Below are 23,193 nucleotides of genomic sequence, written 5' to 3' on the forward strand. Positions count from 1 at the left end.
CGCATACTCGTGAAATGGCCGGGCTTGCCCGGCCATTTTTGTTCGAGCCTCCAGCCGGCTATGCAGCCTCTTCAACGAAACGCACCAGCACGGTTCCGTCGGTGACCTGCGCGCCTTCTGCTGCAATCTCGGCGATGACGCCGTCATGGCTGGCCGAGATCGTGTGTTCCATCTTCATCGCTTCCAGGATCAGCAGAGGCTGGCCCTTGGTCACGGCTTCGCCCTTGGCCGCGCGCACCAGCTTGACCAGGCCGGGCATCGGCGCGCGCAGGCTGCTGGACGCAGCGGCGGCCTCGTCGGTTCGCGCCAGCGGATCCGGGACGAGGAAACTGTAGCCGACCGCGCCTTCGAACACGGTGACGTGGCCTGGCCAGCGCGCAAGGCGAGGGGCGGCGCGAAGATCGTGCGAATTGACGCTGTCATAGGGCGCATCCAGCGCCACCTCGAAGCGCCCGTCCGGCCGCGCCGAAACACGTGCCAGAATATCGTCGTCGCCATGGCGCAGCCGCGTGCGCCGCGCAACAGTGTGGAAATGTGCATAGCCGGCAAGCACCGACCACGGATCGTCCGATGGCGGCAACGTACCGGCGCCGGCCGCGGCAAGGGCTGCCGCGGCAACGATCTCGTCGCTCGGTGGGGCGACCGTGGTCAGCGCTTCCTGATGCCTGCCGATCAGGCCGGTATCGACGTCGCCGGCGGAAAAGTCGGTGTCGGCGGCAACTGCCGCGAGAAAGGCTGTGTTGACGGTCGAGCCGGCGATTTCGGTCTGCGACAACGCTGTGCCGAGCGCGTCGAGCGCCGCCTGCCTGTCCTTGGCGTGGACCACCAGCTTGGCGATCATCGGATCGTAGAAGGGCGAGATCGCATCGCCGGCCCGCACGCCGGTCTCGATGCGCATCGTGGCGCCTTCGGGAGCGCTGTCGGGAAACGCCAGATGATGCAGCGTGCCGGTCGCCGGCAGAAACCCTTTCGCCGCGTCCTCGGCATAGATGCGCGCCTCGAAGGCGTGGCCGGATAGCGTTATCTCGCTCTGCGTCTTCGGCAGCTTTTCGCCGCTGGCCACCCGCAGTTGCCACTCGACCAGGTCGGTGCCTGTGATCATTTCAGTGACGGGATGTTCGACCTGCAGGCGAGTGTTCATCTCCATGAACCAGAAGCGGTCGGCCTCCAGCTCTTGCGAGGCGTCGACGATGAATTCGATCGTGCCAGCGCCCGAATAGCTGATCGCCTTGGCAGCTTTCACCGCCGCTTCCGTCATCGCCTTGCGCAACGCCGGTGTCATGCCGGGCGCCGGCGCTTCCTCGATCACCTTCTGGTGGCGGCGCTGTGCCGAGCAGTCGCGCTCGTAGAGATGCACGGCGTTGCCAAAATTGTCGCCGAACACCTGGACCTCGATGTGGCGCGGCTTGTCGACATATTTTTCCACCAGCACGCGGTCGTCGCCAAACGCAGCCTTGGCCTCGCGCCGCGCGCCCGACAATGCCTCGGAGAAATCGTCGGGATGCTCGACGCGGCGCATGCCCTTGCCACCGCCGCCGGCGCGCGCCTTGATCAGCACGGGATAGCCGATCTCGCGCGCCTTGGACGCCAGCAGCACGATCTCCTGCGCCTCGCCATGATAGCCCGGCACGACCGGCACGCCGGCCTTTTCCATCAGCCGTTTGGCTGCGTCCTTCAGACCCATGGCGCGGATCGAGGCGGCCGAGGGGCCGATGAAGTTGAGCCCTGCCGCCACCACCTGGTCGACGAAGTCGGGGTTTTCCGAGAGAAAGCCGTAGCCGGGGTGGATTGCCTCGGCGCCTGTCGCCAGCGCGGCCGCGACAATCTTGTCGCCGCGCAGATAGCTTTCGCCGACGGGAGAAGCGCCGATATGCACCGCCTCGTCGGCCATTTCGACATGCATGGCCTTGGCATCGGCGTCGGAATAGACGGCGACGGTGCGCACACCGAGCCTGCGCGCGGTGCGGATCACACGGCAGGCGATCTCGCCGCGATTGGCGATCAGGATCTTGGCGAACATGGAGCCTCCAGCGTTTGCCTTAGGCGCCGCCAGTCTGGCGACCGCCGGCTTACTTCGACATCGCGATCGCGCAACCGCCGCTCGCGGTCTTGACCTTCCACCTGGTGAAGGCGCTCTGACAGGCACGCAATGCAATATCCTCCGCGGCCCTCTGCGAAGGCGCGTTCAGCTTCGCGCTGCAGAAAATGTGAAGATCGACTACGCGCGAATAGAACGTCGTGGCGTAGGCCGAATGGCCGCCTGCTGCGATATAGGCGAGATAGGCTTTGTAGCAGGCCTCCTTCGGATCGAGCGACAAGGTCGGAGAAAACCGCTTGTCGCCGATCTTTCCCGCCAGCGATCCCGCGACGCCGCTGCTGGGCGCTGAGAATATTAGCAATCCTGAAAGTATCGAGACGGCCGCTTTGCGGCAATATTGCAGATCCATTTCCAACCACCCCCAATTGCCCAATGCAGGACGAGCAGTAGCGAATATTTTGTCCCCCCGCCAGTTCGGCGGTGGATATTGGCAGTTGCCGGTTGCTAGGATCCTTCGGCCCCATGAAGTTCAGCGTCCCTCAAGGTCAGCAACGGCCCGTTGGTATAGTTCCGCCGTCTGGTCGTCGAAGCAGCAGAAAACAACTGTCTCGGGCAGGGCGTTCTGTTGCAGGAAGTCGCTCGCGGTGCCGACGGCAATGTCTGCCGCCTCATTCTTCGGATAACGGTAGATACCGGTCGAGATCGCCGGAAAGGCTACCGTCCGGCAGTCATGGGCGCGTGCGATTTCGAGCGACCGGCGATAGCAGGAAGCGAGCAGTCCGGCTTCGCCCTTGCTGCCACCTTGCCAGACAGGTCCGACCGTGTGGATGATGTAGCGCGCCGGCAGCCTGTAGCCCTTTGTGAGCTTTGCATCACCGACCTTGCAGCCATTCAGCATCCGGCATTCGAATTCGAGCTCCGGGCCGGCCGCACGGTGAATGGCGCCGTCGACACCGCCGCCGCCAAGCAGCGAGGAGTTGGCGGCATTGACGACGGCATCGACCGCAAGCCTGGTGATGTCGCCGGTGTGAATTCTGATCCGTTCGCTGAGCATGCTCATCTCACATCCTGAACACGCCGAACTTCGTTTCTTCGATGTCGGCGTTGAGCGCGGCCGACAGGCTGAGCGCCAGCACCTCGCGTGTTTTCGCCGGATCGATGATACCGTCGTCCCACAGCCGTGCCGAGGAATAGAGCGGATGGCCCTCATGCTCGTATTTCATCAGGATCGGCTTTTTGAATTTTGCTTCCTCGTCCGCGCTCCACTCGCCGCCCTTGCGCTCGATGCCCTCGCGCTTGACCACCGCTAGCACGGTTGCTGCCTGTTCGCCGCCCATCACCGAAATGCGGGCGTTCGGCCACATCCACAGGAAGCGTGGCGAATAGGCGCGCCCGCACATGCCGTAATTGCCGGCGCCGAACGAACCGCCGATGATCATCGTCACCTTCGGCACGCGCGCGGTAGCGACCGCCATCACCAGCTTGGCGCCGTCCTTGGCGATGCCGCCGGCCTCGTATTTTCGCCCGACCATGAAGCCGGTGATGTTTTGCAGGAAGATCAGCGGAATCTTGCGCTGGCAGCACAGCTCGATGAAATGCGCGCCCTTCAGCGCGCTTTCCGAAAACAGCACGCCATTATTGGCGATGATGCCGACGGGCATGCCCTGGAGATGGGCAAAGCCGGTGACCAGCGTGGTGCCGTAATTCTGCTTGAACTCGTCGAACTCGGAGCCGTCGACGACGCGCGCAATCACCTCGCGCACATCATAGGGCTGGCGCAGATCGGTCGGCACGATGCCGTAGAGTTCCCGCGCGTCGTGAAGTGGCGGCGTGGGCTTCTGTAAGGCCAGGCTTGCACTCTTGCGCCGGTTGAGGTTTTTCACAATGCGCCGGCAGATGGCCAGCGCATGTTCGTCGTCCAGCGCGTAGTGGTCGGCGACACCGGACAACCTGGTGTGCACATCGGCGCCGCCCAGATCCTCGGCGCTGACGTCTTCGCCGGTGGCAGCTTTCACCAGCGGCGGGCCGCCAAGAAAAATGGTCGCCTGGTTGCGCACCATGATCGTCTCGTCAGACATTGCCGGTACATAGGCGCCGCCTGCTGTGCACGAGCCCATGACGCAGGCGATCTGCGGGATGCCGGCCGCCGACATGTTGGCCTGATTGTAGAAGATGCGGCCGAAATGCTCGCGGTCGGGAAACACCTCGTCCTGGTTGGGCAGATTGGCGCCGCCGCTGTCGACCAGATAGATGCAAGGCAGATTGTTCTGCAGCGCGATCTCCTGCGCCCGCAAATGCTTCTTCACCGTCAGCGGGTAATAAGTTCCGCCCTTCACCGTGGCGTCGTTGACGATGACCATCACCTCGGTACCCTCGACACGGCCGACGCCGGCAATCATGCCGGCCGAGGAAATCTCCTCACCATACATCGACCATGCCGCAAACTGGCCGATCTCGAGGAAAGGCGAGCCGGTGTCGAGCAATTGCGCCAGCCGCTCGCGTGGCAACAGTTTCCCGCGCGAAACATGGCGCTCGCGCGCCTCGTCCGAACCGCCGCGCTCGACGCTCGCCGCCTTGTCAGCGATGTCGGCGACCAGCGCGCGCATGCGTTCGGCATTGGCGCGGAACGTTTCGGAGGAGGAGGAGATTTGAGAGGTTAGAGTGGCCATTGATAAATCCGGAATGACATCACATTCTGCTATCAAACTTCATCGCGTGTGACGGAATGGGGCTATGAAGCTTTACAAGAGGTACGCAGGCTCGATCGAGTTCGACGACGAGGATATGGTGTTCCATGGTCGCGTCCGCGGCATTCGCGACATCGTTACGTTCGAGGCCGACACCGTCGAGGAACTGGTGAAGCCGTTTCACAGCAGCGTCGATGACTATCTCGCCTTTTGCAAGGAGCGTGGCACTAAACCCCCTCCGCCATGATCTCGCGTCCGATCAGCCAGCGGCGGATTTCGCTGGTGCCGGCGCCGATCTCGTAGAGCTTGGCGTCGCGCAACAGCCGGCCGGTCGGATAGTCATTGATATAGCCGTTGCCGCCAAGCAGCTGGATGGCGTCGAGCGCCATCTGCGTCGCCTTTTCCGCCGCAAACAGCACGCAGCCGGCGGCGTCCTTGCGCGTCGTCTGACCGCGATCGCAGGCAGCCGCCACCGCATAGACATAGGCACGCGCGGCGTTCATCGTCGAATACATGTCGGCCAGCTTGCCTTGCACCAGCTGGAACTCGCCGATCGGCTGGCCGAACTGCTTGCGCTCATGCACATAGGGGATCGCGACATCCAGGCACGCCGCCATCAGCCCGATCGGTCCGCCGGCAAGCACGGTACGCTCATAGTCGAGGCCGGACATCAGCACCTCGACGCCACGGCCTTCCTCATGCAGCACATTGTCGTAGGGAACCTCGACATTGTCGAACACCAGTTCGCCGGTGTTGGAGCCGCGCATGCCGAGCTTGTCCAGCTTTTGCGCCACGGAAAAGCCGGCCATCGCCTTCTCGACGATGAAGGCGGTGATGCCGCGCGATTTCCCCTCCGGATCGGTCTTGGCATAGACCACAAGCGTTTCGGCGTCGGGGCCGTTGGTGATCCACATCTTGGTGCCGTTGAGCACATAGCGGTCGTTGCGCTTTTCGGCGCGCAGCTTGAGCGAGACGACGTCGGAGCCGGCGCCGGATTCCGACATTGCCAGCGCACCGACCTTTTCACCCGAGCACAACGCTGGCAGATATTTCTCCTTCTGCGCCGGTGTCGCCCAGCGGTTGATCTGGTTGACGCAGAGGTTCGAATGGGCGCCGTAGGAGAGGCCGACCGAGGCCGAGGCGCGGGAAATCTCTTCCACCGCGATCACGTGGGCGAGGTAGCCCATGCCGCTGCCGCCGAAATCGGGATCGGCGGTGATGCCGAGCAGGCCGAGCGCGCCGAGTTCTTTCCACAAATGCATGGGGAATTGATTGCTGCGGTCGATCTCGGCGGCGATCGGCGCTATTTTCTCCTGGGCAAAGCGGCGCACCAGATCGCGCAGCGCCTCGATGTCTTCGTCATGCCCGAAGCTGAGCGTGTTCGTGTACATGCCGTTCCTCCGCGAAATCGATCTTCGCGCCAACCAGGCGCATTGTCATTGAAAGATATGTCGCCGTGACTTCAGCCATGGACAGCCGCTCGCCCGGCCGGAACCAGACGATGACGCCGGTCATCATCTGGATCAGCGCCATGGCGGTGAGCCCGGTGTCGTCGATGCTGAAGGTGCCGGCCTCCGCGCCGTCGCGCAGGATGGCGCGCAACTCCTTCTCATAGGCGGTGCGCATGCGCAGGATCTGCGTCAGCCGGTCATGCGACAGGCTGCGCAATTCCATGTTCGAGACATGGGTGGAATGGCGGCGCTCGATGTGGAAGGCGATGTGGTTTTCGACATAGGCGGCCAGCCGCGTCGTCGGATCGGCGGCATCGGGACGTGCGGCGTCCCAAGCTTTGATCAGCCCTTCCATATGCTCGCGCATCAGCGTGAACAGAAGGTCTTCCTTGGTAGGGAAATAGCGGTAGAGCGCGGCCGCCTGGACGCCGACTTCGGCGGCGAGTTGGCGCATCGACATCGCTTCATAGCCGAAGCGTGCGATCAGGCTGACCGCCGCCTCGCGGACGGCGGCTTCCGTCTTTTCACCATCGGATCCGGTCGTGCGCGCCATGAATGCCTCCCGATAAGTCCTAATAATAAAACGAACGTTCAATTAATTCAAGAGAGCAATCAGGATCGTACCTTTAGACGATGATCCGAAAGTCGATGGGGGCGTCGCGGAGTTCGAATTCCTCGGTCTCGACCTTTGAAACCGAAGCTCCGCTTGGTCCTTGCCGTAGCCGTTCGATCATTGTCGAAACCGCGGCATCGCCACCGGCAATCCAGGCCGTCACGGTGCCGTCCCGTTCATTGCGAACCCAACCTACGAGGCCAAGCTCTATCGCTTCGCGTCGCGCCCACACCCGGTAGCCGACGCCTTGCACCTTGCCGTGGACGCGCGCCTGTACCGCCTTTTGCTGGTCATCCATCGTTATCTCCCATGCACAGAGTCTGGCGCAGGATCGAACGAAAGCAACAGGCCTGAACGGCTGGATTGTTGCTGGATCGACGGGAACCCGGCTCACACCTCGAGATGAATGGCATCGTCCAGCAAATAGTTGACGAAATCAACTAAGTCGATGAAGATCGGGCACTGCGGAGTCTTCCGGGAGAGGTGGCCGACATGCCAGCCGATCGAGATGCGTTGGTCGCCGAGATGCGCGGCTTCAACAGGTTCTACACCTGCCGGGTCGGGCTGCTCGATGAGACGCTGATGCAGAGCGCCTACACTTTGGTCGAAGCCAGGGTGCTGTTCGAACTCGGCCACCGGCCAGCTGACGTTTATGCTGGCCCCGGCGGCGAATCGGGATTTTTGGCGAGGGCGTTCCATCTCGATCTTGCGCCGGCTGCATCGGCCCTTGCCGGCGAACTCAAACTCCCGCCGGCCCACCTCATGCGGATCCTGCGAAAATTCACGGCCGCCGGCCTGATCGAACTGCGTGCCAACCCGGACGATCGGCGCCGGCGGATCCTGTCGCCGACGGCCCGGGGCAGTGCCGCGCTAGCCACACTCCAGGCGGCGGCGAATCGTGAGCTCGCCCGTCTGATCGCCGGCCTTGCCGATGATGAAGCCGCCGAGCTTTCAGATGCGCTGAAGCGGGTCACGCGGCTGCTCGGTGGTGGCGGCAAGGAATCGCGGGCTCTGCCGGCTGCAAGGTGATGCCGGTCTGCCGGCTGGTTCGCCCGCAGCATCGTGCCCGTCGCAACATGGCGATGGCAGCGGCCAGTCTAGAGCAATTCCAGGAAAGTGTAAGCGGTTTTCCGTCCGGAATTGCGTCAAAACAACGAGATAGAGCGGTTCGCCGTTTCCGTGAAACGGTGAAACGCTCTAGTTCCCGCGCGCTGCCGCCAGCGCGCCGGGCAGTTCCTCGGCAAAGATGTCGAGCTCATGATCAAGGCCGACGCTGACCCGGATGCAGCGGTCGAGCCCTGGCGCCATAGGCTTGCGGATGAAGACGTCGCGCGACAACAGGTTTTGCAGCACCTTCAGCGCGAAGGCGCCGTCCTGGCCACAGTCTATGGTGACGAAATTGGTCGCTGACGGCAGCGGCTTCAGTCCGTTTGTCTCGGCAATCCCGGCGATGCGTGTGCGGCCGGCGTCGACCCGCGCCACCACGCTGCGCAGCCAGTCTTGGTCGGCAAGCGCTTCGACGCCGGCGACCTGCGCCATGCGGCTGACGCCGTAATGGTTGCGGATCTTCTCAAAATCGCGGATCACCTCAGCCTCCGCCACCGCGTAACCGCAGCGAATGCCGGCCAGCCCGTAGGCCTTGGAGAAGGTGCGCATACGGATGACATTGGGCCGCGCGACATCGATCGGCGGCAGTGCCGAGGCCGGCCCCAACTCGCCATAGGCCTCGTCGAGCACCAGCATGGTGGTTTCCGGCAAGGCTTCGATGAAGCGGGTAATCTCGCTTGCTTTCCACCAGCTGCCCATCGGATTGTCGGGATTGGAGAGATAGACCAGCGGCGCTTTTTCCCTGACGACCGCAGCCAGCAGGCCGTCCAGACTTTCCTTGTCGGTCTCGTAAGGCACCGTGACCAGCCGGCCGCCGACGCCGGCGATGTGGAAGTTGAAGGTCGGATAGGCGCCGAGCGAGGTGACCACCGCGTCGCCGGGCGCCGCATACATGCGCGCCACCAGGCTGAGCAGCCCGTCTATGCCTTCGCCGACCACGACGTTCTCAGTGCCGACGCCGAGATGGCGGGCCGCGGCCACCTTCAGATCGTAATTGTCGGGGTCGCAATACATCCATTGGTCACGCGCGGCGCTTTCCATGCGGGCAATAACGCGCGGCGAAGGCCCGAAACTGCTCTCATTGGCGCCGATGCGGGCGCGAAACGGGCGGCCGCGCTCACGCTCCTGCGCTTCAGGGCCGACAAACGGCACCGTAGAGGGAAGCGCGCCGACAAGCGGCGTGAGGGCAGGGCGCTGGCGCATGGTAAGGCTCACTCGAAAAGGGCCTTCTTGCTAGCGTGCTGGGTCAGTTGGTGCAAGTTCTGACGCACCTGGAAATAGTGGCCAGGACACCTAAGACGAAATCGGCACAGGGCGGCCACGGCTCTATGATCCAGCCGCCGGTTGAGCTTCCAACTTCTGAAGGTCCGCACCGCAGCCCAATCACTACGGCGAAGGATGTTTCAAAAGAAAAACCCGGCGGTTGCCCGCCGGGTTCGATTTTGAGTCAGGCTCTGCCTGTTAGAACGAGCGCTGGAAGCGGAGGAGACCGCCGACGCTGCTCTTCTTGTCGGCGTTGGTGAAGTTGGAGAAGTCGGCATCGTCGAACTTGCCTGCATTGAGGTAGTCGACTTCGGCCGTGACCGTGAAGCCGGGAACCACATCGTAGGCGATGTTCGCGGCGACGCCGAGGTTCTTCCAGTCGTCATATGACACCTGGAGGTTGAACGAGGTTTTCTCGTTGATGGTGTAAGTGCCACCACCCCAGAATGCCCAGTTGCCGCCCCACTGCTTGTAGAAGCCGCGGCCACCGGCGTCGATCGCGTAGTTCGGATCCGTCAGGTTGTCGTCGGTGCCGTAGCCGCCCATGATGAAGAGCGACAGGTTCTGCATCGGGGTGATGTCCAAACGAACCTTGCCGGCGACTTCCTCGTAGTTGCTGTCATAAGCGACGACGCCAGTGATGGCGCCCCAGCCCTGCGTGTACTTCACGCCGCCGACGACATGCGGAACATAGCTGTCGATCGTGCCGACGGTGCCCGAGCCTTCTTCGAGCGAGACCACGGCCGAGAAACCGTTGCCGGCATCGAAGTAGTACTGGACGACGTTGGTGTCGAAATCGCCGTAGGGAACCAGCGTATCCTGGATGACGTTGCCGGCGTAGCCGATGAACGTATCGAAGGCCGATTCGTCCTTACCGACGCGCAGGCCACCGAGCTGGATCCAGGCGAAGTTCAGAGAAACGTTCTTGTTGCCGGCAGGGTTGGAGTTGAATTCATCTGCTTCCGTTGCCGGATCGTCTGCCGACGGGTAGCCGTTGCGGTTGCCGAAGTTGAAGCGGGTCTCGGTGTAGGTCTTCAAGGTGCCGAGCTCGGTTTCCTGGCCGGTCCAGGTCTTCAGCGTGAAGCGGGCGTTCTTGTAGAAGGTATCCTGCTCGTCGCCGTCCTTATGGTCGAAGGACCTGGCACCATCGAACGAGCCGACGTCGCCGACGCCGATGTCGTAACGGACATAGCCGCCGATGCGCAGGCAGGTTTCGGTGCCGGGGATGTAGAAGTAGCCCGAGCCGTAAACGTCGCAAATCTTGACGTATTCAGCCGGTTCCGGCTCGGCGACGACGACGGCGTCGGCGGCGCGCGCACCGGAAACTGCGATCAGGGCCGCAGCGGAGCCGAGAAGAAGGCTCTTGATGTTCATTTTCTGACCTCCAGTCAGAATCGAGAGTGGAGGTCGGTGAAAAGCAGACCGCTGTCCTGCTTTTCTATTTTATTTCAAATAGATGAGCCTCTTTGACGGTCAGTTGGAGCTGTTCGCAAAAAACCGCTTGCTTGCGAAGGCCTTGCCCGACCCGGTTTTGAAATATCGCTCGAGCTGCCGTGCGTTGGCCTCGGTTTCAACTCCGATATAGGCCTTCAAGACCACAGGCAGGTGAGCCTTTGTCGACGTCACATGGCCTGATCGGTGAGATTCGAATCGGCGTCGAAGGTCATTTGTCGATCCAACATAGACATCGCCGTTATGGAGCCGCAGGAAGTAGACGTACCACATGGTCCCCCTACGCTACTCCGTAGCTTCGGGCGACACTCCTACGCCCAAAATGCGGTTCCGGGTGGCCTGCCACCCGAAGCCCGCAGGGCGTAGGGTGGCGGAGAGGATGGGATTCGAACCCACGAGAAGCTTTTGACCTCTACTCCCTTAGCAGGGGAGCGCCTTCGACCACTCGGCCACCTCTCCGTTGCGCCGGTGGATAAAGAAAAGCGCCGGCACAATCAACAAGCCGGCGCCATTATCCGTGAAAAATCCGGATTCGGCCGCAGCAGCCCCTTCGCATGCGGCGATTCTGCGGCAGCTCCTTGGCCAGCGAGTCGGCAACGGAGCCGCAATTTCGGCCGGCCATCGCCGGATTCGGCCGTATTGCGAGGCCCAGGCCAAGGCTTCCAGGCCCTTCGATGGTTAACGAGAGCTTTCTGACTGAGGCCAAATCGTGTCATTTGTGCAACAACGCCGGGGGATAGCGTCCGGTCAGCCCTTTCGCCGGTACGATCGTGGTTGAACGCCGCCGCCTCATGGGTAATGTCGAATTCGAAGGAGCGGCGCGGTGCGCATCTTTTTCGGTAGTGGGGATGGGGCAGGGAACGCTGTCCTTCAGCAAAGAATACCCAGACCCGTTTTTTAACTTTTGACTGGAGGTCAGAAAATGAACATCAAGAGCCTTCTTCTCGGCTCCGCTGCGGCCCTGATCGCAGTTTCCGGTGCGCGCGCCGCCGACGCCGTCGTCGTCGCCGAGCCGGAACCGGCTGAATACGTCAAGATTTGCGACGTTTACGGCTCGGGCTACTTCTACATCCCCGGCACCGAAACCTGCCTGCGCATCGGCGGCTATGTCCGTTACGACATCGGCGGCGGCGACGTCGGTTCGTTCGACGGTGCGACGTCCGCCGACACTGAGGACGGCGGCAGCAACGACACCTGGTTCAAGCATGCCCGTTTCTCGCTTAAGACCTGGACCGGCCAGGAAACCGAGCTCGGCACCTTGAAGACCTACACCGAGACCCGCTTCAACTTCCAGAACAACAACCGTGATTCGGGTGCGGATCCGGATGGACCCGGCCCCCTGTTTGGCTCGCCCAACGCTGCCGGCAACGGCGACACCGTCTCGCTGAACTTCGCCTGGATCCAGCTCGGTGGCCTGCGCGTCGGTAAGGACGAATCGGCCTTCAATACGTTCATCGGCTACGCCGGCAACGTCATCCAGGATACGCTCGTTCCTTACGGCGATTTCGACACCAACGTCATCCAGTACTACTTCGACGCGGGCAACGGCTTCTCGGCCGTGATCTCTCTCGAAGAAGGCGCGGGCGGCGGCACTGCTGGTTCCTACGGCGTGGGCACGATCGACAGCTATGTTCCGCATGTCGTCGGCGGCGTGAAGTACACGCAGGGCTGGGGCGCCATCACTGGCGTCATCGCTTACGACAGCAACTACGAGGAAGTCGCCGGCAAGGTTCGTTTGGACATCACCCCGATGCAGAACCTGTCGCTCTTCATCATGGGCGGCTACGGCACCGACGACAACCTGACGGACCCGACCTACGCGTTCCCGGCCGGCGGTCGCGGCTTCTACAAGCAGTGGGATGGCAACTGGGCAGTCTGGGGTGGTGGCACCTACACCATCAACGAGAAGACCTCGTTCAATGCTCAGGTCTCTTATGACGAAGGCGAAAATCTCGGCATCGCAGCCAACATCGCCTACGACATCGTCCCCGGCCTGACGATCACGGCCGAAGTCGACTACGTCAATGCAGGCAAAATTGATGATGTCGATACCCTTGGCTCGAACCACAACTGGACCGGTATTACTGATGGCGACGACGCCATCGGCGGCATGCTCCGCTTCCAGCGCTCGTTCTAAGGGCTGGCTTTATACAGGTGAATACCAGCCCGGGCGCTTCAACGCCCGGGCTGTTTTGTTTCGTGACTGGGTCAAGACAAGCAGAAGGAACAGGGGGAATCGGCAGCTGAACAGTCCGTAAGAGTGAGTTCGTGGGATCCGCTGATGGGCGGATGAATTCACAACTGCGTGATTAAATCTCTTGAAAGGACGCTTCCAAGCGGGTAGGTCTGACTCTATCCACTCGGGGGTGTGGCATTTGATGACCATCGAAGCGATACAAGAGGGTGATCCCTCCGAACATTTCTCAATGTTCTCTTCTCAAACCTCGAAGATAAAATACAGCTACAACAAGATCAGAGAAGTAAAGTCGCACAGGGTCGGAGAGCTTTTTTCAGCATACCGAGACATACTCTGGGATGATGGGCGGCATAAGTACAATGTCAGCTCCTTCATCGGCGAAATAGACGAGATTCTCCTCGGAGAACGGTTCAGCGCCTTCGACCAGAGCACCCTCGACAACCTTATCGGCACCTTGCGCCAGCGCGGCAACAGCAACGCAACCATCAATCGAAAGATGGCTGCCCTCAGCAAACTGCTGCGCAAGGCTTACAAGATGGGGGATATCCACAGCCTGCCCGAGTTCCGCCGCCAGAAAGAGCGGGCGGGACGGATTCGTTTCCTCGAAAGGGACGAAGAGGCAAGGTTGTTCGCTGCCATCAAGAGCCGCAGCGAGGATGCCTATCGTCTCTCCGTCTTCCTCGTCGACACCGGCTGCCGCCTTGGCGAAGCCCTCGGACTGATCTGGAACGACATCCAGGAACATCGCGTCTCGTTCTGGATTACCAAATCCGGCCGCAGCCGCACCATTCCGATGACCGAACGGGTCAAAGAGGTGATCAAGCTGCCACCTTCAGAGGGTCGCAGGCCCAAGGGTCCGTTCACCAAACTCAGCCAGGCACAATTTCGCGCCATCTGGAACGATGCCAAGGCCGAAGTCGGTCTCGGCGCCGACGACCAGGTGGTGCCGCATATATTGCGCCACACCTGCGCCTCGCGTCTGGTCCAGGGTGGCATCGACATCCGCCGCGTGCAAATGTGGCTCGGCCACCAGACGCTTTCGATGACAATGCGTTATGCGCACCTGGCCACCAACGATCTCGACGGCTGCGTCGTCGTGCTGGAGACGCCGCGCGGCGAGGGTATGTCAGGCGAAAGCTCGGCCTTCGCATCTCCGCTGACCACTGTTTCAGCGGCAGCGCCGAAGCAAAAGGGCGAAGCGACCGCGGCGAAACCGGCCAAGGCGCCCAGGAAAAGCTCGAAAGCCAAATAGTTTCATCGAGTCACTCATATACTGAAAAGATGACCCCAGGATCATATTTGATCTTGGGGTTTACTTTGTTCGAGCCGTGTTTTCCGCCTTGTCCAGGAAAGCTGCGATGGCGCCGGGCAGATCGCCTGTCTCCAGGAAGGGCGCGTGGCCCTGGCCGTCGACCGTGATCGCTTCCAGGCCGGGATGACGCTTGCCCATCTCTTCGAACGTCTCCACCGACAAAAGTTTCGAGTTGGCCCCGCGTATGGCAAGCTGCGGTATGGCTGCCAGCGCCTCGAACTGCGGCCACAGATCCGGCAACGGCTTGCTGAAGTCGACACCCGCCAGCGTCTCGACCAGCCTTGGGTCGAAATCCGGCATCAGCCCCTGATCCGTCTCGCGATAGAGAGCCGACACCATCCGCTCCCAATCCGCCGCGGTCAGCGCAGGAAAATCCGCGCCATGAGCACTGCGTTGGGCATCGATTGCGTCGGCGCGGCTCTTCGGCTTTGGTGCCGGATCGAGATAGGTGCGGATATGAGCGAGCCCGTTCGCTTCGATCACCGGGCCAATGTCGTTGAGCACAATGGCTTTCAGCACGGCTGGCCGCAGCGCGCCGAGCACATGGATGATCAGCCCGCCGCGCGACGTGCCGATGAAGGCCGCTTCCGCGGTGTCGAGCGCCGTGAGCCCGGCGAGAATGTCGCCGGCCTCGATGCCGACATTGTAGTGGCCGATTTCAGGGTCATAGGCCGATTGGCCACGGCCGCGATAGTCGAAGGCGATGACCTTGCGCGGATGGTTGGCTCGCCGCGACAGATAGAGCGCAAGCTCATGAAAGTCGCGCGCGTTGCGGGTCAGCCCAGGCAGGCAGACGACCGGCCATGTTCCCGAGTTTGTCTCGCCATAGACGCGGGCGTGAAGCTTGAGCCCGTCCGGCGCGGTGTAGAAAAAGTCGGAAAAGCCGTCGCTGCTCGACATCTGAAGGGGCTCCCTGGTCGGATCGTCTCCGACTGCTACAGGCGAGGGCGGGAGTGGTCAAATAGGGGGTTGTCGGCAAGCTGACAGTCTTGGAAATATCGGAGGGACAGAGGGGGGCGCGAAGGATCGCAAATGTCTGTCTGCGACGCTCTGTCGCCTCAGCTCCGCCCGTTCACCAGGTCGCCGACAATGTCGTACTTCCCGGAAATGCGCATCTTGTAGACTTCGTAATTCTCCATCACGCGCTGAACGTAGCTTCTTGTTTCCGTGTAGGGAATCCGTTCGATCCAGTCGACGACGGCGTCGATGCCCTTGCCGCGCGGGTCGCCATATTTGGCCACCCATTGGCTGGCGCGGTTGGGGCCGGCATTGTAGCCGGCGAAGGTCAGCACATAGGAGCCGCCGAAGCGGTCGAGCTGCTCGCCGAGGAAGGCCGCGCCCAGCGTCGCATTGTAGCCGGCATCGCTGGTCAGCCGATCCTGCGAAAACGTTAGCCCGGCCTTCTTGGCCAATTGTTTTGCGGTGCCCGGCATCAGCTGCAGCAGGCCGCGCGCGCCGGCGCTGGAGACGGCGCCGACATTGAACTCGCTCTCCTGGCGGGCGATGGCATAGGCCAGCGCCTTGCCCGAGCCGGAAATGTCGGCGGTGTCGGGAATGACGCCCAGCGGATGCGACAGCGCGCCGACATCGATGCCGCGCGCGCCGGCGATCTTGCCGACCTTCAGCGCCATGAAATGGTTGCCCTGCTTTTCCGCCAGCACGGCCAGCAGCGCCAGTTCGCCGGGGCTGGTCAACTGTCCGGCGAGGTCGCGGTAGAGCGTCTCGGCATAGCGGTCATAGCCCGCCTCCTGCAGCCGCTTGATGGCGCTGACCGCTTCGCGTCCGTCAAAGCTTTGGCGGTCTGCGGTGCTTGGCTCGGGATAGACGATGTTCAGCGTGCGCAGACCAACCCGTTCCGCCGCCAACTGTCCGTAGAAAGTGGTGCCATAGGCGGCCGCCTTGGTGAAATAGGTTTTCGCCTCGCCGGGGCCGCCGACTTCCGCTGCGCGGCCAAGCCAGTAATAGGCGCGCGACAGAGACATCGGCCCCTGCGCGAGGTCGGCGATGCGGGCAAAATGGGTCGAGGCCGTCGCGGGATCGTTGAGGCCGCGCAGCGCATACCAGCCGGCGTGGAATTCAGCCTCGGCGGCGCTGACGGGGCTTTCGGCGGCATGCGCGGCAACGATCTTGTAGGCAGTCTTCCAGTCGCCCTGGTCGACCAGCGCGCGCGACAACACGCGGCGCTCGACCCACCAGGCATCGGGATCGACCAGCGTGTCGCGATCGGTTGGCGCTTTCATCACCACCGCGGCGGCATCCGCAAACTTCCGCTGCTTGCGCAGATATTCAGCTTGCGCAAAGAAATAGCCGGCCGATTGCTGCGCCGCAGGCACTGCTTTCAACAGCTTGGCCGCGTTCTTGTCACCACGCGAGGCGGCGGCCCAGGCATCGGCCAGCGGTTGCGCGCCGGCAAGTGCTGCGACCCGCAGCGCCGAATTCTCCCGGTCTGCATAAAACATCCGTTCCATGCGGAAACGATGGTCGGCAGCCGGGATGATGGCGCCAAACTCCTTGATGACGGACGCCTCATCCTTCGCTTCCAGTTTTTCGGTGCGCCAGAACGGTGACAAAACTGAAAGGGCGGCCTTGGCGTTGCCCAGCGCCACATAGGATCGGGCCAGGATCACGACGCCTTCGAAGGTCAGCGGCTGGCTGCCATCGAAGGCCTTCACCACGGTCTGCGGCGACGGGCTTTCACGGTAGAGCGCGCGTTCGCTGTTCTTGCGCAGGGCGATGGTGCCCGGCCAGGTCGGCAACATCTTTGCGGTATCGGCAATCTCGCTGCTCGGCACACGGTCGCCGCCATAGAGCGCGATCGCCCAGGCAAGGATGTGGCGGTCCAGCGAATTGGCCGGCAATGTCTCGCGTACGGTGCGCGCAGCGGCAATATCGCCGGTCGCCAAGGCGTCGAGACCGCTTTTCAACACAACGAGACTGGCGGAGGGCGCATCAATCTGCGCGTCGTCCTGCAGGCCAGGCATCGGGATCGACGAGGTTGTCTGCTCATCGACGCTCTCATTTGCCGCCGTCCCCACTATCAGCAGGGCAACGGCGCCAAGCAATACGAAGCGGAGGGGCCGACTGGCCGGCATGATCCTGATCCCTGTTGCGGCACTTTAAATGGCAAGCCCAGGTGCCTCAAAGCCTAGACTTAGGTCGTGAAGAGCCCGTAAACAAAGGGTTATCGAGGCCGTTCGAATTACGCTTGCTGGCACCATCGGCATGCTTGCCGCTGAACAGTGTCGAGACTATGGTGCGCGGCTTCGCTTTCGGCTAGAAGGCGCCGACGCTAAAACACACCAAGAAACCGAAAAGTCCCAAGGAGTTGGACGACATGCTGAGAGGCTCGCTTACTGCGCTCGTGACACCGTTCGAAAAGAGCGGGCGTTTCGACGAGAAAGCCTTTCGCGCTTTCGTCGAATGGCAGATCGCCGAGGGCACCACGGGCCTCGTCCCGGTGGGAACCACAGGCGAGTCGCCGACGCTGTCGCATGACGAGCATCGCCATGTCGTCAAGGTCTGCATCGAGGTCGCCAAGGGCAGGGTGCCTGTCGTCGCCGGTGCCGGCTCCAACAACACCGCGGAAGCGGTCGGTCTGGTGCAATATGCCGAAAAGGCGGGCGCCGATGCAGCCCTGGTCGTCACGCCCTATTACAACAGGCCGACGCAGCGCGGCCTCTACGAGCATTTCGCCGCCGTCGCCAGGGCGACCAGCCTGCCGATCATTATCTACAACATTCCGCCGCGCTCGGTGATCGACATGATGCCCGAAACGATGGGTCGGCTGGCGCACGACTTCAAGAACATCGTTGGCGTCAAGGATGCCACCGGCAAGGTCGAGCGCGTGTCCGAACAGCGCGCCACCTGCGGCAAGGAGTTCATTCAGCTTTCGGGCGAGGATGCCTCGGCACTTGGTTTCAACGCGCATGGCGGCGTCGGCTGCATCTCGGTGACGTCGAATGTCGCGCCCAGGCTGTGCGCCGAATTCCAGGAAGCGACGCTGTCCGGCGACAGCGCCAAGGCGCTGGAGTTGCAGGACCGTCTGTTGCCGCTGCACAAGGCCATCTTCCTCGAGCCCGGCCTGTGCGGCGTCAAATACGCGCTGTCGAAGATTGGCAAGGTCGAGAACGTTGTGCGCTCGCCACTGGTGACGATCGAGGCATCGACCGCCGAGAAGATCGATGCGGCGATGAAGCACACCGGCTTGATAAATTGAGGATGAGGCGCCACCTCTCCGCATCATGAATCAAGTCAGAAAAGCCGATCCCAACAACAAGACCGTTGCGGAAAACCGCAAGGCGCGGTTTTCCTATGAGGTCCTCGACACGGTCGAGGCCGGCCTGGTGCTGACCGGCACCGAGGTCAAGTCTTTGCGCCAGGGCCAGGCCAACATCCAGGACAGTTACGCCTCGGTCGAAGGCGGTGAGATCTGGCTGATCAATTCCTATCTGCCGGAATATCTGCAAGCCAACCGCTTCAACCATGAGCCGCGCCGGCGCCGCAAGCTGCTGCTCAACAAGCGCGAGATGGCAAAACTGTCGCAAAGCATTGAGCGCGAAGGCATGACGCTGGTGCCGCTGAAGATTTATTTCAACGATCAGGGCCGCGCCAAGCTGCTCCTCGCCGTCGGCCGCGGCAAGAAACTGCACGACAAGCGCGAAACCGAAAAACAGCGCGACTGGTCGCGCGAGAAGGGCCGGCTTCTCAAAGAGCGTGGGTGAGGGGCCTCGGAGAATAGCCTTAGAAAAGCCAACGGTTTGGCTTTCAAGGGTTTCGACCAATCAGCCACGACGATGAACAGGGGATGGTCTTGAGAAACCGGATCATCCTTTGGGGCGCGGCCAGCTTGGTCTTTGCCGGCCTCGTCGCGGCAGGCGGCTTCTTCTATTTCCAAACCTTCTCGCCGGATCGCGATGCCTATCCGGTCAGGGGCATCGACGTTTCCCATCATCAGCGCGAGATCGACTGGCGGCGCGTTGCGGCCGATGACGTCGCTTTCGCCATCATCAAGGCGACTGAGGGTGGCGACCATGTCGACGATGCCTTCGCCAAAAATCTGCGCGAGGCCCGTGCGGCCGGCCTTGCCGTCGGCGCCTACCACTTTTTCACCTTCTGCCGGCCGGGCGCCGACCAGGCGAAGAATTTCATCGCGGTCGTGCCGCACGATCAGCCGCTACTGCCGCCGGTCGTCGACATCGAATTCGGCGGCAATTGCCCGCAGCGCCCGTCGCCGCAACAGCTGGGCGCGGAACTCCAGGCCTTCCTCGGGCCGGTTGAAGCCGCGTTCGGCAAGCCGGCGATCATCTACCTGACCGACGAGGCTGAGGACGCCTATGCCGAACAGATAGCTGTGCGGCCGCGCTGGCTGCGCTCGCTGGCGATCAAACCGAGCGAGGACGGCTGGATCTACTGGCAGTACCACAATATGGGCCGCGTCGACGGCATCGAGGGCGATGTCGACCTCAATGTGCTGCAGGGCGGGCAGCAAACGCTGGCTGAGTTGTTTGCACCATCTGCACAACCATCGCCATCGCCCTGAATCAGGCAGTCTTGGCCGCAGGTCTGGTGATGGCCGAAAAGGCCATTCCCGCAGCCATGATCACGATGGCGGCGAACTGGGTGCCGGTCGGCGTTTCGCCGAGTACCGTCATGGCGATCACGACCGTTGCGATCGGCACGCATGGCATGAACAGTGATGCCGTTTGCGACCCCAGCTGTCGGACGACATAGGTGTAGAGGAACATGGCGGCCGCACCTGCCAAAAACCCTTGAATGACGATCTGGCTGGCGATCTCGGCCACTGATGCGGCGCGCAGCCCGCTCGGGGCAAAGAAATAGAGCAATGGCAGCGGCACGCATGACAGGAGCACGACCGTTGCGGTCGCCGTGACCGGATCGACGCGCCAGCGCCGCACGAGAACGGCATAGGCGGCAAACATTGCGCCCGACGCGATGAACAAAAGATCACCGAACGGGACATCCTTCACGCCGCTGCCGGGGCGCACCGGCGTGATGAAAAGGATCAGCCCGGCGATGATGGCGGCGACGCCGATGGTTCGCTGGCGCGAGGCTTTATCAGTTGTAGCCATGTGCGACAGCACGAACGAGAAGAACACGATCGAGGCAGGGCAAAGTGCAGCGCCATGCGCGGCGGGCGCATAGGTCAGGCCCCAATTAATGATGATCGGGTAGGGCAGTCCGGCCAGCGCCGCCAGCGTCAAGGCACGTCTCCGGCCCAATGCGTTGATAGTCGCCAGGCCGCTTCTCCAGACGACCGGGAGCATGACCATGCCGGCGCCGATAAAGCGCAAGGTCGCGAGATCGGTCGCCGTCAGATGCTCCCGCAGGCTGAACCGGGCGGCGACGAACTGCAAGGCGTAAATGCCGATCATTGCCAGGCCGGCAAGAATTGCCGGCTTCGTGTTTCGGTCCTCTGCCGCGCGCATTCTCATCCCGTTGGATCCTGCCGGCGGAGGTTTCTTCCTCTAGCGGCTCTCGTTTAAAGCGCAGCCTATTGTTGAAAATGGTGCGACAAAATATGCTGTTTTCGCAATTGGGAAGTGAAAATCACACCACAGGGGCACCACGAACGTGAATCATGAATCCGATCAGCTTGATGCCATCGACCGCAGCCTGCTGCGGTTGCTGCAGGAGGACGGTCGCCGGACCACGCTCGATCTCGCCGCCCGAGTCGGCCTGTCGCCGACCGGCGCCAGCCAGCGGGTGAAGCGCCTGTTTCGTGACGGGTTCATCACTGCCGTACGGGCCGTGCTCAATCCGCAAAAGATCGGCCGGGGCACGCTCGTCTTCATCGAAGTCAGGCTCGACCAGGCGGCGCCGCATGTGTTCGACCGTTTCGCCGACGCAGTGGCGAAAGCCCCCGAAGTGCTGGAATGCCACATGGTCGTCGGCGGCTTCGATTATCTGGTGAAGGCGCGAATTTCCGAGATGGCCGCCTATCAGGATTTTTTGAAGCGCGTGATCCTGCCGCTGCCGGGTGTGCGGGAAACCCACACCTATGCTTCGATATCGGATGTGAAGCCGGACGCGCTGCTGCCGGTGTGAGACGGACTGCCTGAAGTCAGGCGGCTCGAGAGACCTCAGGCGCCAGCGTCACATTCGCATCGCCCCAGACTTTCAGGGCGGTGATCACTGGCTCCAGGCTTCTGCCGCGCGGTGTCAGGCTGTATTCCACCTTCGGCGGCACCTGCGCATAGACCTTGCGAGCGATCAGCCCATCCATTTCCAATTCGCGAAGCTGGTTGGTCAGCATGCGCTGGGTGCAGTTCGGAATGCGCCGGCGTATCTCGTTGAAGCGCGCTCACTGTATGAAACGCCTGATATTGCCGCGCAGGGCGCACATCTCAACGAACTGGCACGGCTTGTCGACGCCGGCACCATCCGCACCACTTTGGGCGAAACGTTCGGTCCCATCAATGCCGCCAATCTGAAGCGCGCCCATGCGCTGATCGAGACCGGCAAGGCCAAGGGCAAGATCGTGCTGGAGGGGTTCTGAGAGGAGGCGTTAGGTCCGCAGGAGTTCCGCGATGTCGCTGAATACCCTGACGAACATGGCTTCCGTCAAAACACCGGTGTTGGTGTTGTAGCGCGAGCAGTGATAGCTGGAAAACAGTGTAACAGCGCCGGCCTCGAGCCGGCCGCCATGTTTGAATGGATAGGCGGCGACGCGCTGGCCCAGCGCCCTGACCGTCGACTGGTGAGCGATCGAACCCAGCGCCAGCACCGCACGCAGCCTGGGGAAGCGCGCAATCGTCGGCACCAAAAAACTGCGGCAGGTGGCGATCTCGGCGCCGACCGGCTTGTTCTCTGGCGGCACGCAGCGCACCGCATTGGTGATCGCGGTGCCGACCAGCAGCAAGCCGTCATCGGGCCGCGCCTTGAATTCGCCGCGCGCAAAGCCGTGCGCGATCAGCGTCGAATAGAGCAGGTCGCCGGCATAGTCGCCGGTGAAAGGCCGCCCCGTCCGGTTGGCGCCGCGCAGGCCGGGCGCCAGTCCGACGATCAGCAGCTCGACGGCGCCGTCGCCCTCAGGCGGCAGGAAGGTCGGCACCGGCGCATTGAACCATGACGGCTCGCGCTGCCGCCAGTCTGCGATGAAATCATGCAGGCGCGGGCAGAGTGGGCAGTCGCGGTTCGGCTCGGAAGCGGCGTTCAAGGCGGCCGCTTCTCAATAGTCTTCCTCGTCGACCTCGGCCGGCTCGGGCCGGCGCACCGGCCGCTCGGATGGATCGCGGCCAACCTCGTTCTTCAGCGATGTCAGGTCGATGAAGTGGTCGGCCTGGCGGCGCAGATCGTCTGAGATCATCGGCGGCTGCGAGGCCATGGTGGAGACGATCGAGACCTTGCGGCCGCGCCGTTGCAGCGCTTCGACCAGCGTGCGGAAATCGCCATCGCCGGAGAAGATGACATAGTGGTCGACGACATCGGCAAGTTCGAGCGCATCGACGGTCAACTCGATGTCCATATTGCCCTTGATCTTGCGGCGGCCGGTCGAGTCGGTGAATTCCTTGGCCGGCTTGGTCACCACCTTGAAGCCATTATAGTCGAGCCAGTCGATCAGCGGCCGTATCGAAGAGTATTCCTGGTCCTCGACCAATGCAGTGTAGTAGTAAGCGCGCAGCAGATAGCCGCGCTTTTGAAAGCTCGACAGCAGTTTGCGGTAGTCTATGTCGAAGCCGAGTGCCCGCGAGGTGGCGTAAAGATTGGCGCCGTCGATGAAAAGAGCGATTTTTTCACGGGGGTCGAACATGGCAATATTCCTTTTTCGAAATAGGTGGCGGACTAATCGAAATGGGTCTGATATATCGGTCGGCTCGTAAATAAACCGGCTGACCTTTCGTCAACCGAGATAGCGCCAGTTTTACGGCAATCCAAGGGTGCCTGGGCCGACTGCAAGCAATTGTGATCGGTGCCGTATCGTCGCCGGTGGGCAGGCTTCGCCGGCAAGGCATTCATCGGCGCCCGAAACCGGTATTGGTCGGCCCACGAGGTCACAGTGCCATAATGCTTGTATTTTGGCGGCGTTCGGGTTATGGACCGCGCCTGTTTTCCA

23 protein-coding genes, 1 tRNA gene and 2 pseudogenes are annotated in these 23,193 nt (G+C 62.1%); 9 read left to right on the forward strand and 17 right to left on the reverse strand.

Annotated elements, in window-relative coordinates; translation table 11 throughout:
- Positions 1-58 precede the first annotated feature (58 nt).
- The 4 genes from AC1DXM_RS16540 to AC1DXM_RS16555 all read right to left on the reverse strand — a co-directional run bounded on the left by AC1DXM_RS16540 (position 59) and on the right by AC1DXM_RS16555 (position 4,707).
- Positions 59-2,020 carry an acetyl/propionyl/methylcrotonyl-CoA carboxylase subunit alpha gene (locus AC1DXM_RS16540; protein WP_477234251.1) on the reverse strand — a complete coding sequence of 654 codons (1,962 nt, stop codon included), beginning with the start codon at positions 2,018-2,020 and terminating at the stop codon, positions 59-61.
- Between the two features lie 49 nt (positions 2,021-2,069).
- Entirely contained in the window at positions 2,070-2,447 is a 378-nt protein-coding gene (locus AC1DXM_RS16545; RefSeq protein WP_477234253.1) for a hypothetical protein, read from the reverse strand.
- Positions 2,448-2,567: 120 nt separating this feature from the next.
- Entirely contained in the window at positions 2,568-3,098 is a 531-nt protein-coding gene (locus AC1DXM_RS16550; RefSeq protein ID WP_477234255.1) for an O-acetyl-ADP-ribose deacetylase, read from the reverse strand.
- Position 3,099: 1 nt separating this feature from the next.
- Entirely contained in the window at positions 3,100-4,707 is a 1,608-nt protein-coding gene (locus AC1DXM_RS16555) for a carboxyl transferase domain-containing protein (protein WP_477234257.1), read from the reverse strand.
- Between the two features lie 64 nt (positions 4,708-4,771).
- Here AC1DXM_RS16555 and AC1DXM_RS16560 point away from each other — a divergent pair, with 64 nt between their 5' ends.
- Positions 4,772-4,972, forward strand: coding sequence for a type II toxin-antitoxin system HicB family antitoxin (locus AC1DXM_RS16560; protein ID WP_477234259.1), 201 nt, complete (start codon positions 4,772-4,774; stop codon positions 4,970-4,972).
- Here the strand turns inward: AC1DXM_RS16560 and AC1DXM_RS16565 are convergent.
- From AC1DXM_RS16565 to AC1DXM_RS16575, 3 genes are all read right to left on the reverse strand, one after another.
- Positions 4,953-6,116: an isovaleryl-CoA dehydrogenase gene (locus AC1DXM_RS16565; RefSeq protein ID WP_477234261.1), complete on the reverse strand. Its 1,164-nt coding sequence runs from the start codon at positions 6,114-6,116 to the stop codon at positions 4,953-4,955. The genes AC1DXM_RS16560 and AC1DXM_RS16565 overlap by 20 nt on opposite strands.
- The gene (locus AC1DXM_RS16570; protein WP_477234263.1) at positions 6,085-6,729 is read right to left on the reverse strand and encodes a TetR/AcrR family transcriptional regulator; all 645 of its coding nucleotides are present in this window, start codon (positions 6,727-6,729) and stop codon (positions 6,085-6,087) included. Before AC1DXM_RS16570 ends, AC1DXM_RS16565 begins: the two co-directional genes overlap by 32 nt.
- Before the next feature lie 73 nt (positions 6,730-6,802).
- The gene (locus AC1DXM_RS16575) at positions 6,803-7,087 is read right to left on the reverse strand and encodes an acylphosphatase (RefSeq protein WP_192256866.1); all 285 of its coding nucleotides are present in this window, start codon (positions 7,085-7,087) and stop codon (positions 6,803-6,805) included.
- Positions 7,088-7,281: 194 nt separating this feature from the next.
- Between AC1DXM_RS16575 and AC1DXM_RS16580 the strand changes: the two genes are divergently transcribed.
- A complete protein-coding gene (locus tag AC1DXM_RS16580; RefSeq protein ID WP_477234266.1) occupies positions 7,282-7,818 on the forward strand; it encodes a MarR family winged helix-turn-helix transcriptional regulator in 537 nt (178 codons plus the stop codon).
- 168 nt (positions 7,819-7,986) lie between these two features.
- On the opposite strand, the gene AC1DXM_RS16585 is transcribed toward AC1DXM_RS16580, so the two are convergent.
- The 4 genes from AC1DXM_RS16585 to AC1DXM_RS16600 form a co-directional block, all read right to left on the reverse strand.
- Positions 7,987-9,099, reverse strand: coding sequence for a pyridoxal phosphate-dependent aminotransferase (locus AC1DXM_RS16585; protein ID WP_477234268.1), 1,113 nt, complete (start codon positions 9,097-9,099; stop codon positions 7,987-7,989).
- 258 nt (positions 9,100-9,357) lie between these two features.
- Positions 9,358-10,533 carry a porin gene (locus tag AC1DXM_RS16590; RefSeq protein WP_203278052.1) on the reverse strand — a complete coding sequence of 392 codons (1,176 nt, stop codon included), beginning with the start codon at positions 10,531-10,533 and terminating at the stop codon, positions 9,358-9,360.
- Between the two features lie 99 nt (positions 10,534-10,632).
- Positions 10,633-10,884 (reverse strand): GIY-YIG nuclease family protein, encoded by a 252-nt coding sequence (locus AC1DXM_RS16595; RefSeq protein WP_477234271.1) that lies wholly within the window; start codon positions 10,882-10,884, stop codon positions 10,633-10,635.
- Positions 10,885-10,979: 95 nt separating this feature from the next.
- A tRNA-Ser gene (locus AC1DXM_RS16600) sits at positions 10,980-11,070 on the reverse strand.
- A gap of 463 nt (positions 11,071-11,533) precedes the next feature.
- On the opposite strand from AC1DXM_RS16600, the gene AC1DXM_RS16605 reads away from it, so the two are divergent.
- Both AC1DXM_RS16605 and AC1DXM_RS16610 read left to right on the forward strand, forming a co-directional pair.
- On the forward strand, positions 11,534-12,748 hold the full coding sequence (locus AC1DXM_RS16605; RefSeq protein WP_477234273.1) for a porin: 1,215 nt from the start codon (positions 11,534-11,536) through the stop codon (positions 12,746-12,748).
- Between the two features lie 289 nt (positions 12,749-13,037).
- The gene (locus AC1DXM_RS16610) at positions 13,038-14,060 is read left to right on the forward strand and encodes a tyrosine-type recombinase/integrase (protein WP_477234379.1); all 1,023 of its coding nucleotides are present in this window, start codon (positions 13,038-13,040) and stop codon (positions 14,058-14,060) included.
- A gap of 60 nt (positions 14,061-14,120) precedes the next feature.
- Here AC1DXM_RS16610 and AC1DXM_RS16615 read toward each other — a convergent pair whose 3' ends face one another.
- Together AC1DXM_RS16615 and AC1DXM_RS16620 are read right to left on the reverse strand one after the other, a co-directional pair.
- Complete coding sequence (locus AC1DXM_RS16615; RefSeq protein ID WP_477234275.1) at positions 14,121-15,020, reverse strand: alpha/beta fold hydrolase; 900 nt, start codon at positions 15,018-15,020, stop codon at positions 14,121-14,123.
- Positions 15,021-15,178: 158 nt separating this feature from the next.
- A complete protein-coding gene (locus AC1DXM_RS16620) occupies positions 15,179-17,212 on the reverse strand; it encodes a lytic transglycosylase domain-containing protein (RefSeq protein WP_477234277.1) in 2,034 nt (677 codons plus the stop codon).
- 242 nt (positions 17,213-17,454) lie between these two features.
- Between AC1DXM_RS16620 and dapA the strand changes: the two genes are divergently transcribed.
- From dapA to AC1DXM_RS16635, 3 genes are all read left to right on the forward strand, one after another.
- Positions 17,455-18,336 carry a 4-hydroxy-tetrahydrodipicolinate synthase gene (gene dapA / locus AC1DXM_RS16625; protein WP_477234279.1) on the forward strand — a complete coding sequence of 294 codons (882 nt, stop codon included), beginning with the start codon at positions 17,455-17,457 and terminating at the stop codon, positions 18,334-18,336.
- Between the two features lie 25 nt (positions 18,337-18,361).
- A complete protein-coding gene (gene smpB, locus AC1DXM_RS16630; RefSeq protein WP_025583626.1) occupies positions 18,362-18,841 on the forward strand; it encodes an SsrA-binding protein SmpB in 480 nt (159 codons plus the stop codon).
- A gap of 89 nt (positions 18,842-18,930) precedes the next feature.
- A complete protein-coding gene (locus tag AC1DXM_RS16635) occupies positions 18,931-19,659 on the forward strand; it encodes a glycoside hydrolase family 25 protein (protein ID WP_477234281.1) in 729 nt (242 codons plus the stop codon).
- 1 nt (position 19,660) lies between these two features.
- Here the strand turns inward: AC1DXM_RS16635 and AC1DXM_RS16640 are convergent, their stop codons facing one another.
- A complete protein-coding gene (locus AC1DXM_RS16640; RefSeq protein WP_477234283.1) occupies positions 19,661-20,566 on the reverse strand; it encodes a DMT family transporter in 906 nt (301 codons plus the stop codon).
- A 145-nt stretch (positions 20,567-20,711) separates the two neighbouring features.
- On the opposite strand from AC1DXM_RS16640, the gene AC1DXM_RS16645 reads away from it, so the two are divergent.
- Entirely contained in the window at positions 20,712-21,185 is a 474-nt protein-coding gene (locus tag AC1DXM_RS16645; protein WP_477234285.1) for an Lrp/AsnC family transcriptional regulator, read from the forward strand.
- A gap of 16 nt (positions 21,186-21,201) precedes the next feature.
- On the opposite strand, the pseudogene AC1DXM_RS16650 reads toward AC1DXM_RS16645, so the two are convergent.
- A pseudogene (locus AC1DXM_RS16650) lies at positions 21,202-21,438 on the reverse strand (winged helix-turn-helix transcriptional regulator); the annotation flags it as partial.
- Between AC1DXM_RS16650 and AC1DXM_RS16655 the strand changes: the two are divergent.
- A pseudogene (locus tag AC1DXM_RS16655) lies at positions 21,439-21,636 on the forward strand (zinc-binding dehydrogenase); the annotation flags it as partial.
- Between the two features lie 9 nt (positions 21,637-21,645).
- Here AC1DXM_RS16655 and AC1DXM_RS16660 read toward each other — a convergent pair.
- On the reverse strand, positions 21,646-22,296 hold the full coding sequence (locus tag AC1DXM_RS16660) for a uracil-DNA glycosylase (protein ID WP_477234287.1): 651 nt from the start codon (positions 22,294-22,296) through the stop codon (positions 21,646-21,648).
- A gap of 12 nt (positions 22,297-22,308) precedes the next feature.
- Positions 22,309-22,890, reverse strand: coding sequence for a LabA-like NYN domain-containing protein (locus AC1DXM_RS16665; protein WP_112560724.1), 582 nt, complete (start codon positions 22,888-22,890; stop codon positions 22,309-22,311).
- Positions 22,891-23,193 lie beyond the last annotated feature (303 nt).

This window comes from Mesorhizobium sp. P3_A2, from assembly GCF_056403115.1.

Bases quoted from the DNA above. Each gene is read 5' to 3' on its own strand.
- AC1DXM_RS16540 (WP_477234251.1), bottom strand. From the start codon at position 2,020: ATGTTCGCCAAGATCCTGATCGCCAATCGCGGCGAGATCGCCTGCCGT.
- AC1DXM_RS16545 (WP_477234253.1), bottom strand. From the start codon at position 2,447: ATGGATCTGCAATATTGCCGCAAAGCGGCCGTCTCGATACTTTCAGGA.
- AC1DXM_RS16550 (WP_477234255.1), bottom strand. From the start codon at position 3,098: ATGAGCATGCTCAGCGAACGGATCAGAATTCACACCGGCGACATCACC.
- AC1DXM_RS16555 (WP_477234257.1), bottom strand. From the start codon at position 4,707: ATGGCCACTCTAACCTCTCAAATCTCCTCCTCCTCCGAAACGTTCCGC.
- AC1DXM_RS16560 (WP_477234259.1), top strand. From the start codon at position 4,772: ATGAAGCTTTACAAGAGGTACGCAGGCTCGATCGAGTTCGACGACGAG.
- AC1DXM_RS16565 (WP_477234261.1), bottom strand. From the start codon at position 6,116: ATGTACACGAACACGCTCAGCTTCGGGCATGACGAAGACATCGAGGCG.
- AC1DXM_RS16570 (WP_477234263.1), bottom strand. From the start codon at position 6,729: ATGGCGCGCACGACCGGATCCGATGGTGAAAAGACGGAAGCCGCCGTC.
- AC1DXM_RS16575 (WP_192256866.1), bottom strand. From the start codon at position 7,087: ATGGATGACCAGCAAAAGGCGGTACAGGCGCGCGTCCACGGCAAGGTG.
- AC1DXM_RS16580 (WP_477234266.1), top strand. From the start codon at position 7,282: ATGCCAGCCGATCGAGATGCGTTGGTCGCCGAGATGCGCGGCTTCAAC.
- AC1DXM_RS16585 (WP_477234268.1), bottom strand. From the start codon at position 9,099: ATGCGCCAGCGCCCTGCCCTCACGCCGCTTGTCGGCGCGCTTCCCTCT.
- AC1DXM_RS16590 (WP_203278052.1), bottom strand. From the start codon at position 10,533: ATGAACATCAAGAGCCTTCTTCTCGGCTCCGCTGCGGCCCTGATCGCA.
- AC1DXM_RS16595 (WP_477234271.1), bottom strand. From the start codon at position 10,884: ATGTGGTACGTCTACTTCCTGCGGCTCCATAACGGCGATGTCTATGTT.
- AC1DXM_RS16605 (WP_477234273.1), top strand. From the start codon at position 11,534: ATGAACATCAAGAGCCTTCTTCTCGGCTCCGCTGCGGCCCTGATCGCA.
- AC1DXM_RS16610 (WP_477234379.1), top strand. From the start codon at position 13,038: ATGTTCTCTTCTCAAACCTCGAAGATAAAATACAGCTACAACAAGATC.
- AC1DXM_RS16615 (WP_477234275.1), bottom strand. From the start codon at position 15,020: ATGTCGAGCAGCGACGGCTTTTCCGACTTTTTCTACACCGCGCCGGAC.
- AC1DXM_RS16620 (WP_477234277.1), bottom strand. From the start codon at position 17,212: ATGCCGGCCAGTCGGCCCCTCCGCTTCGTATTGCTTGGCGCCGTTGCC.
- dapA (WP_477234279.1), top strand. From the start codon at position 17,455: ATGCTGAGAGGCTCGCTTACTGCGCTCGTGACACCGTTCGAAAAGAGC.
- smpB (WP_025583626.1), top strand. From the start codon at position 18,362: ATGAATCAAGTCAGAAAAGCCGATCCCAACAACAAGACCGTTGCGGAA.
- AC1DXM_RS16640 (WP_477234283.1), bottom strand. From the start codon at position 20,566: ATGCGCGCGGCAGAGGACCGAAACACGAAGCCGGCAATTCTTGCCGGC.
- AC1DXM_RS16665 (WP_112560724.1), bottom strand. From the start codon at position 22,890: ATGTTCGACCCCCGTGAAAAAATCGCTCTTTTCATCGACGGCGCCAAT.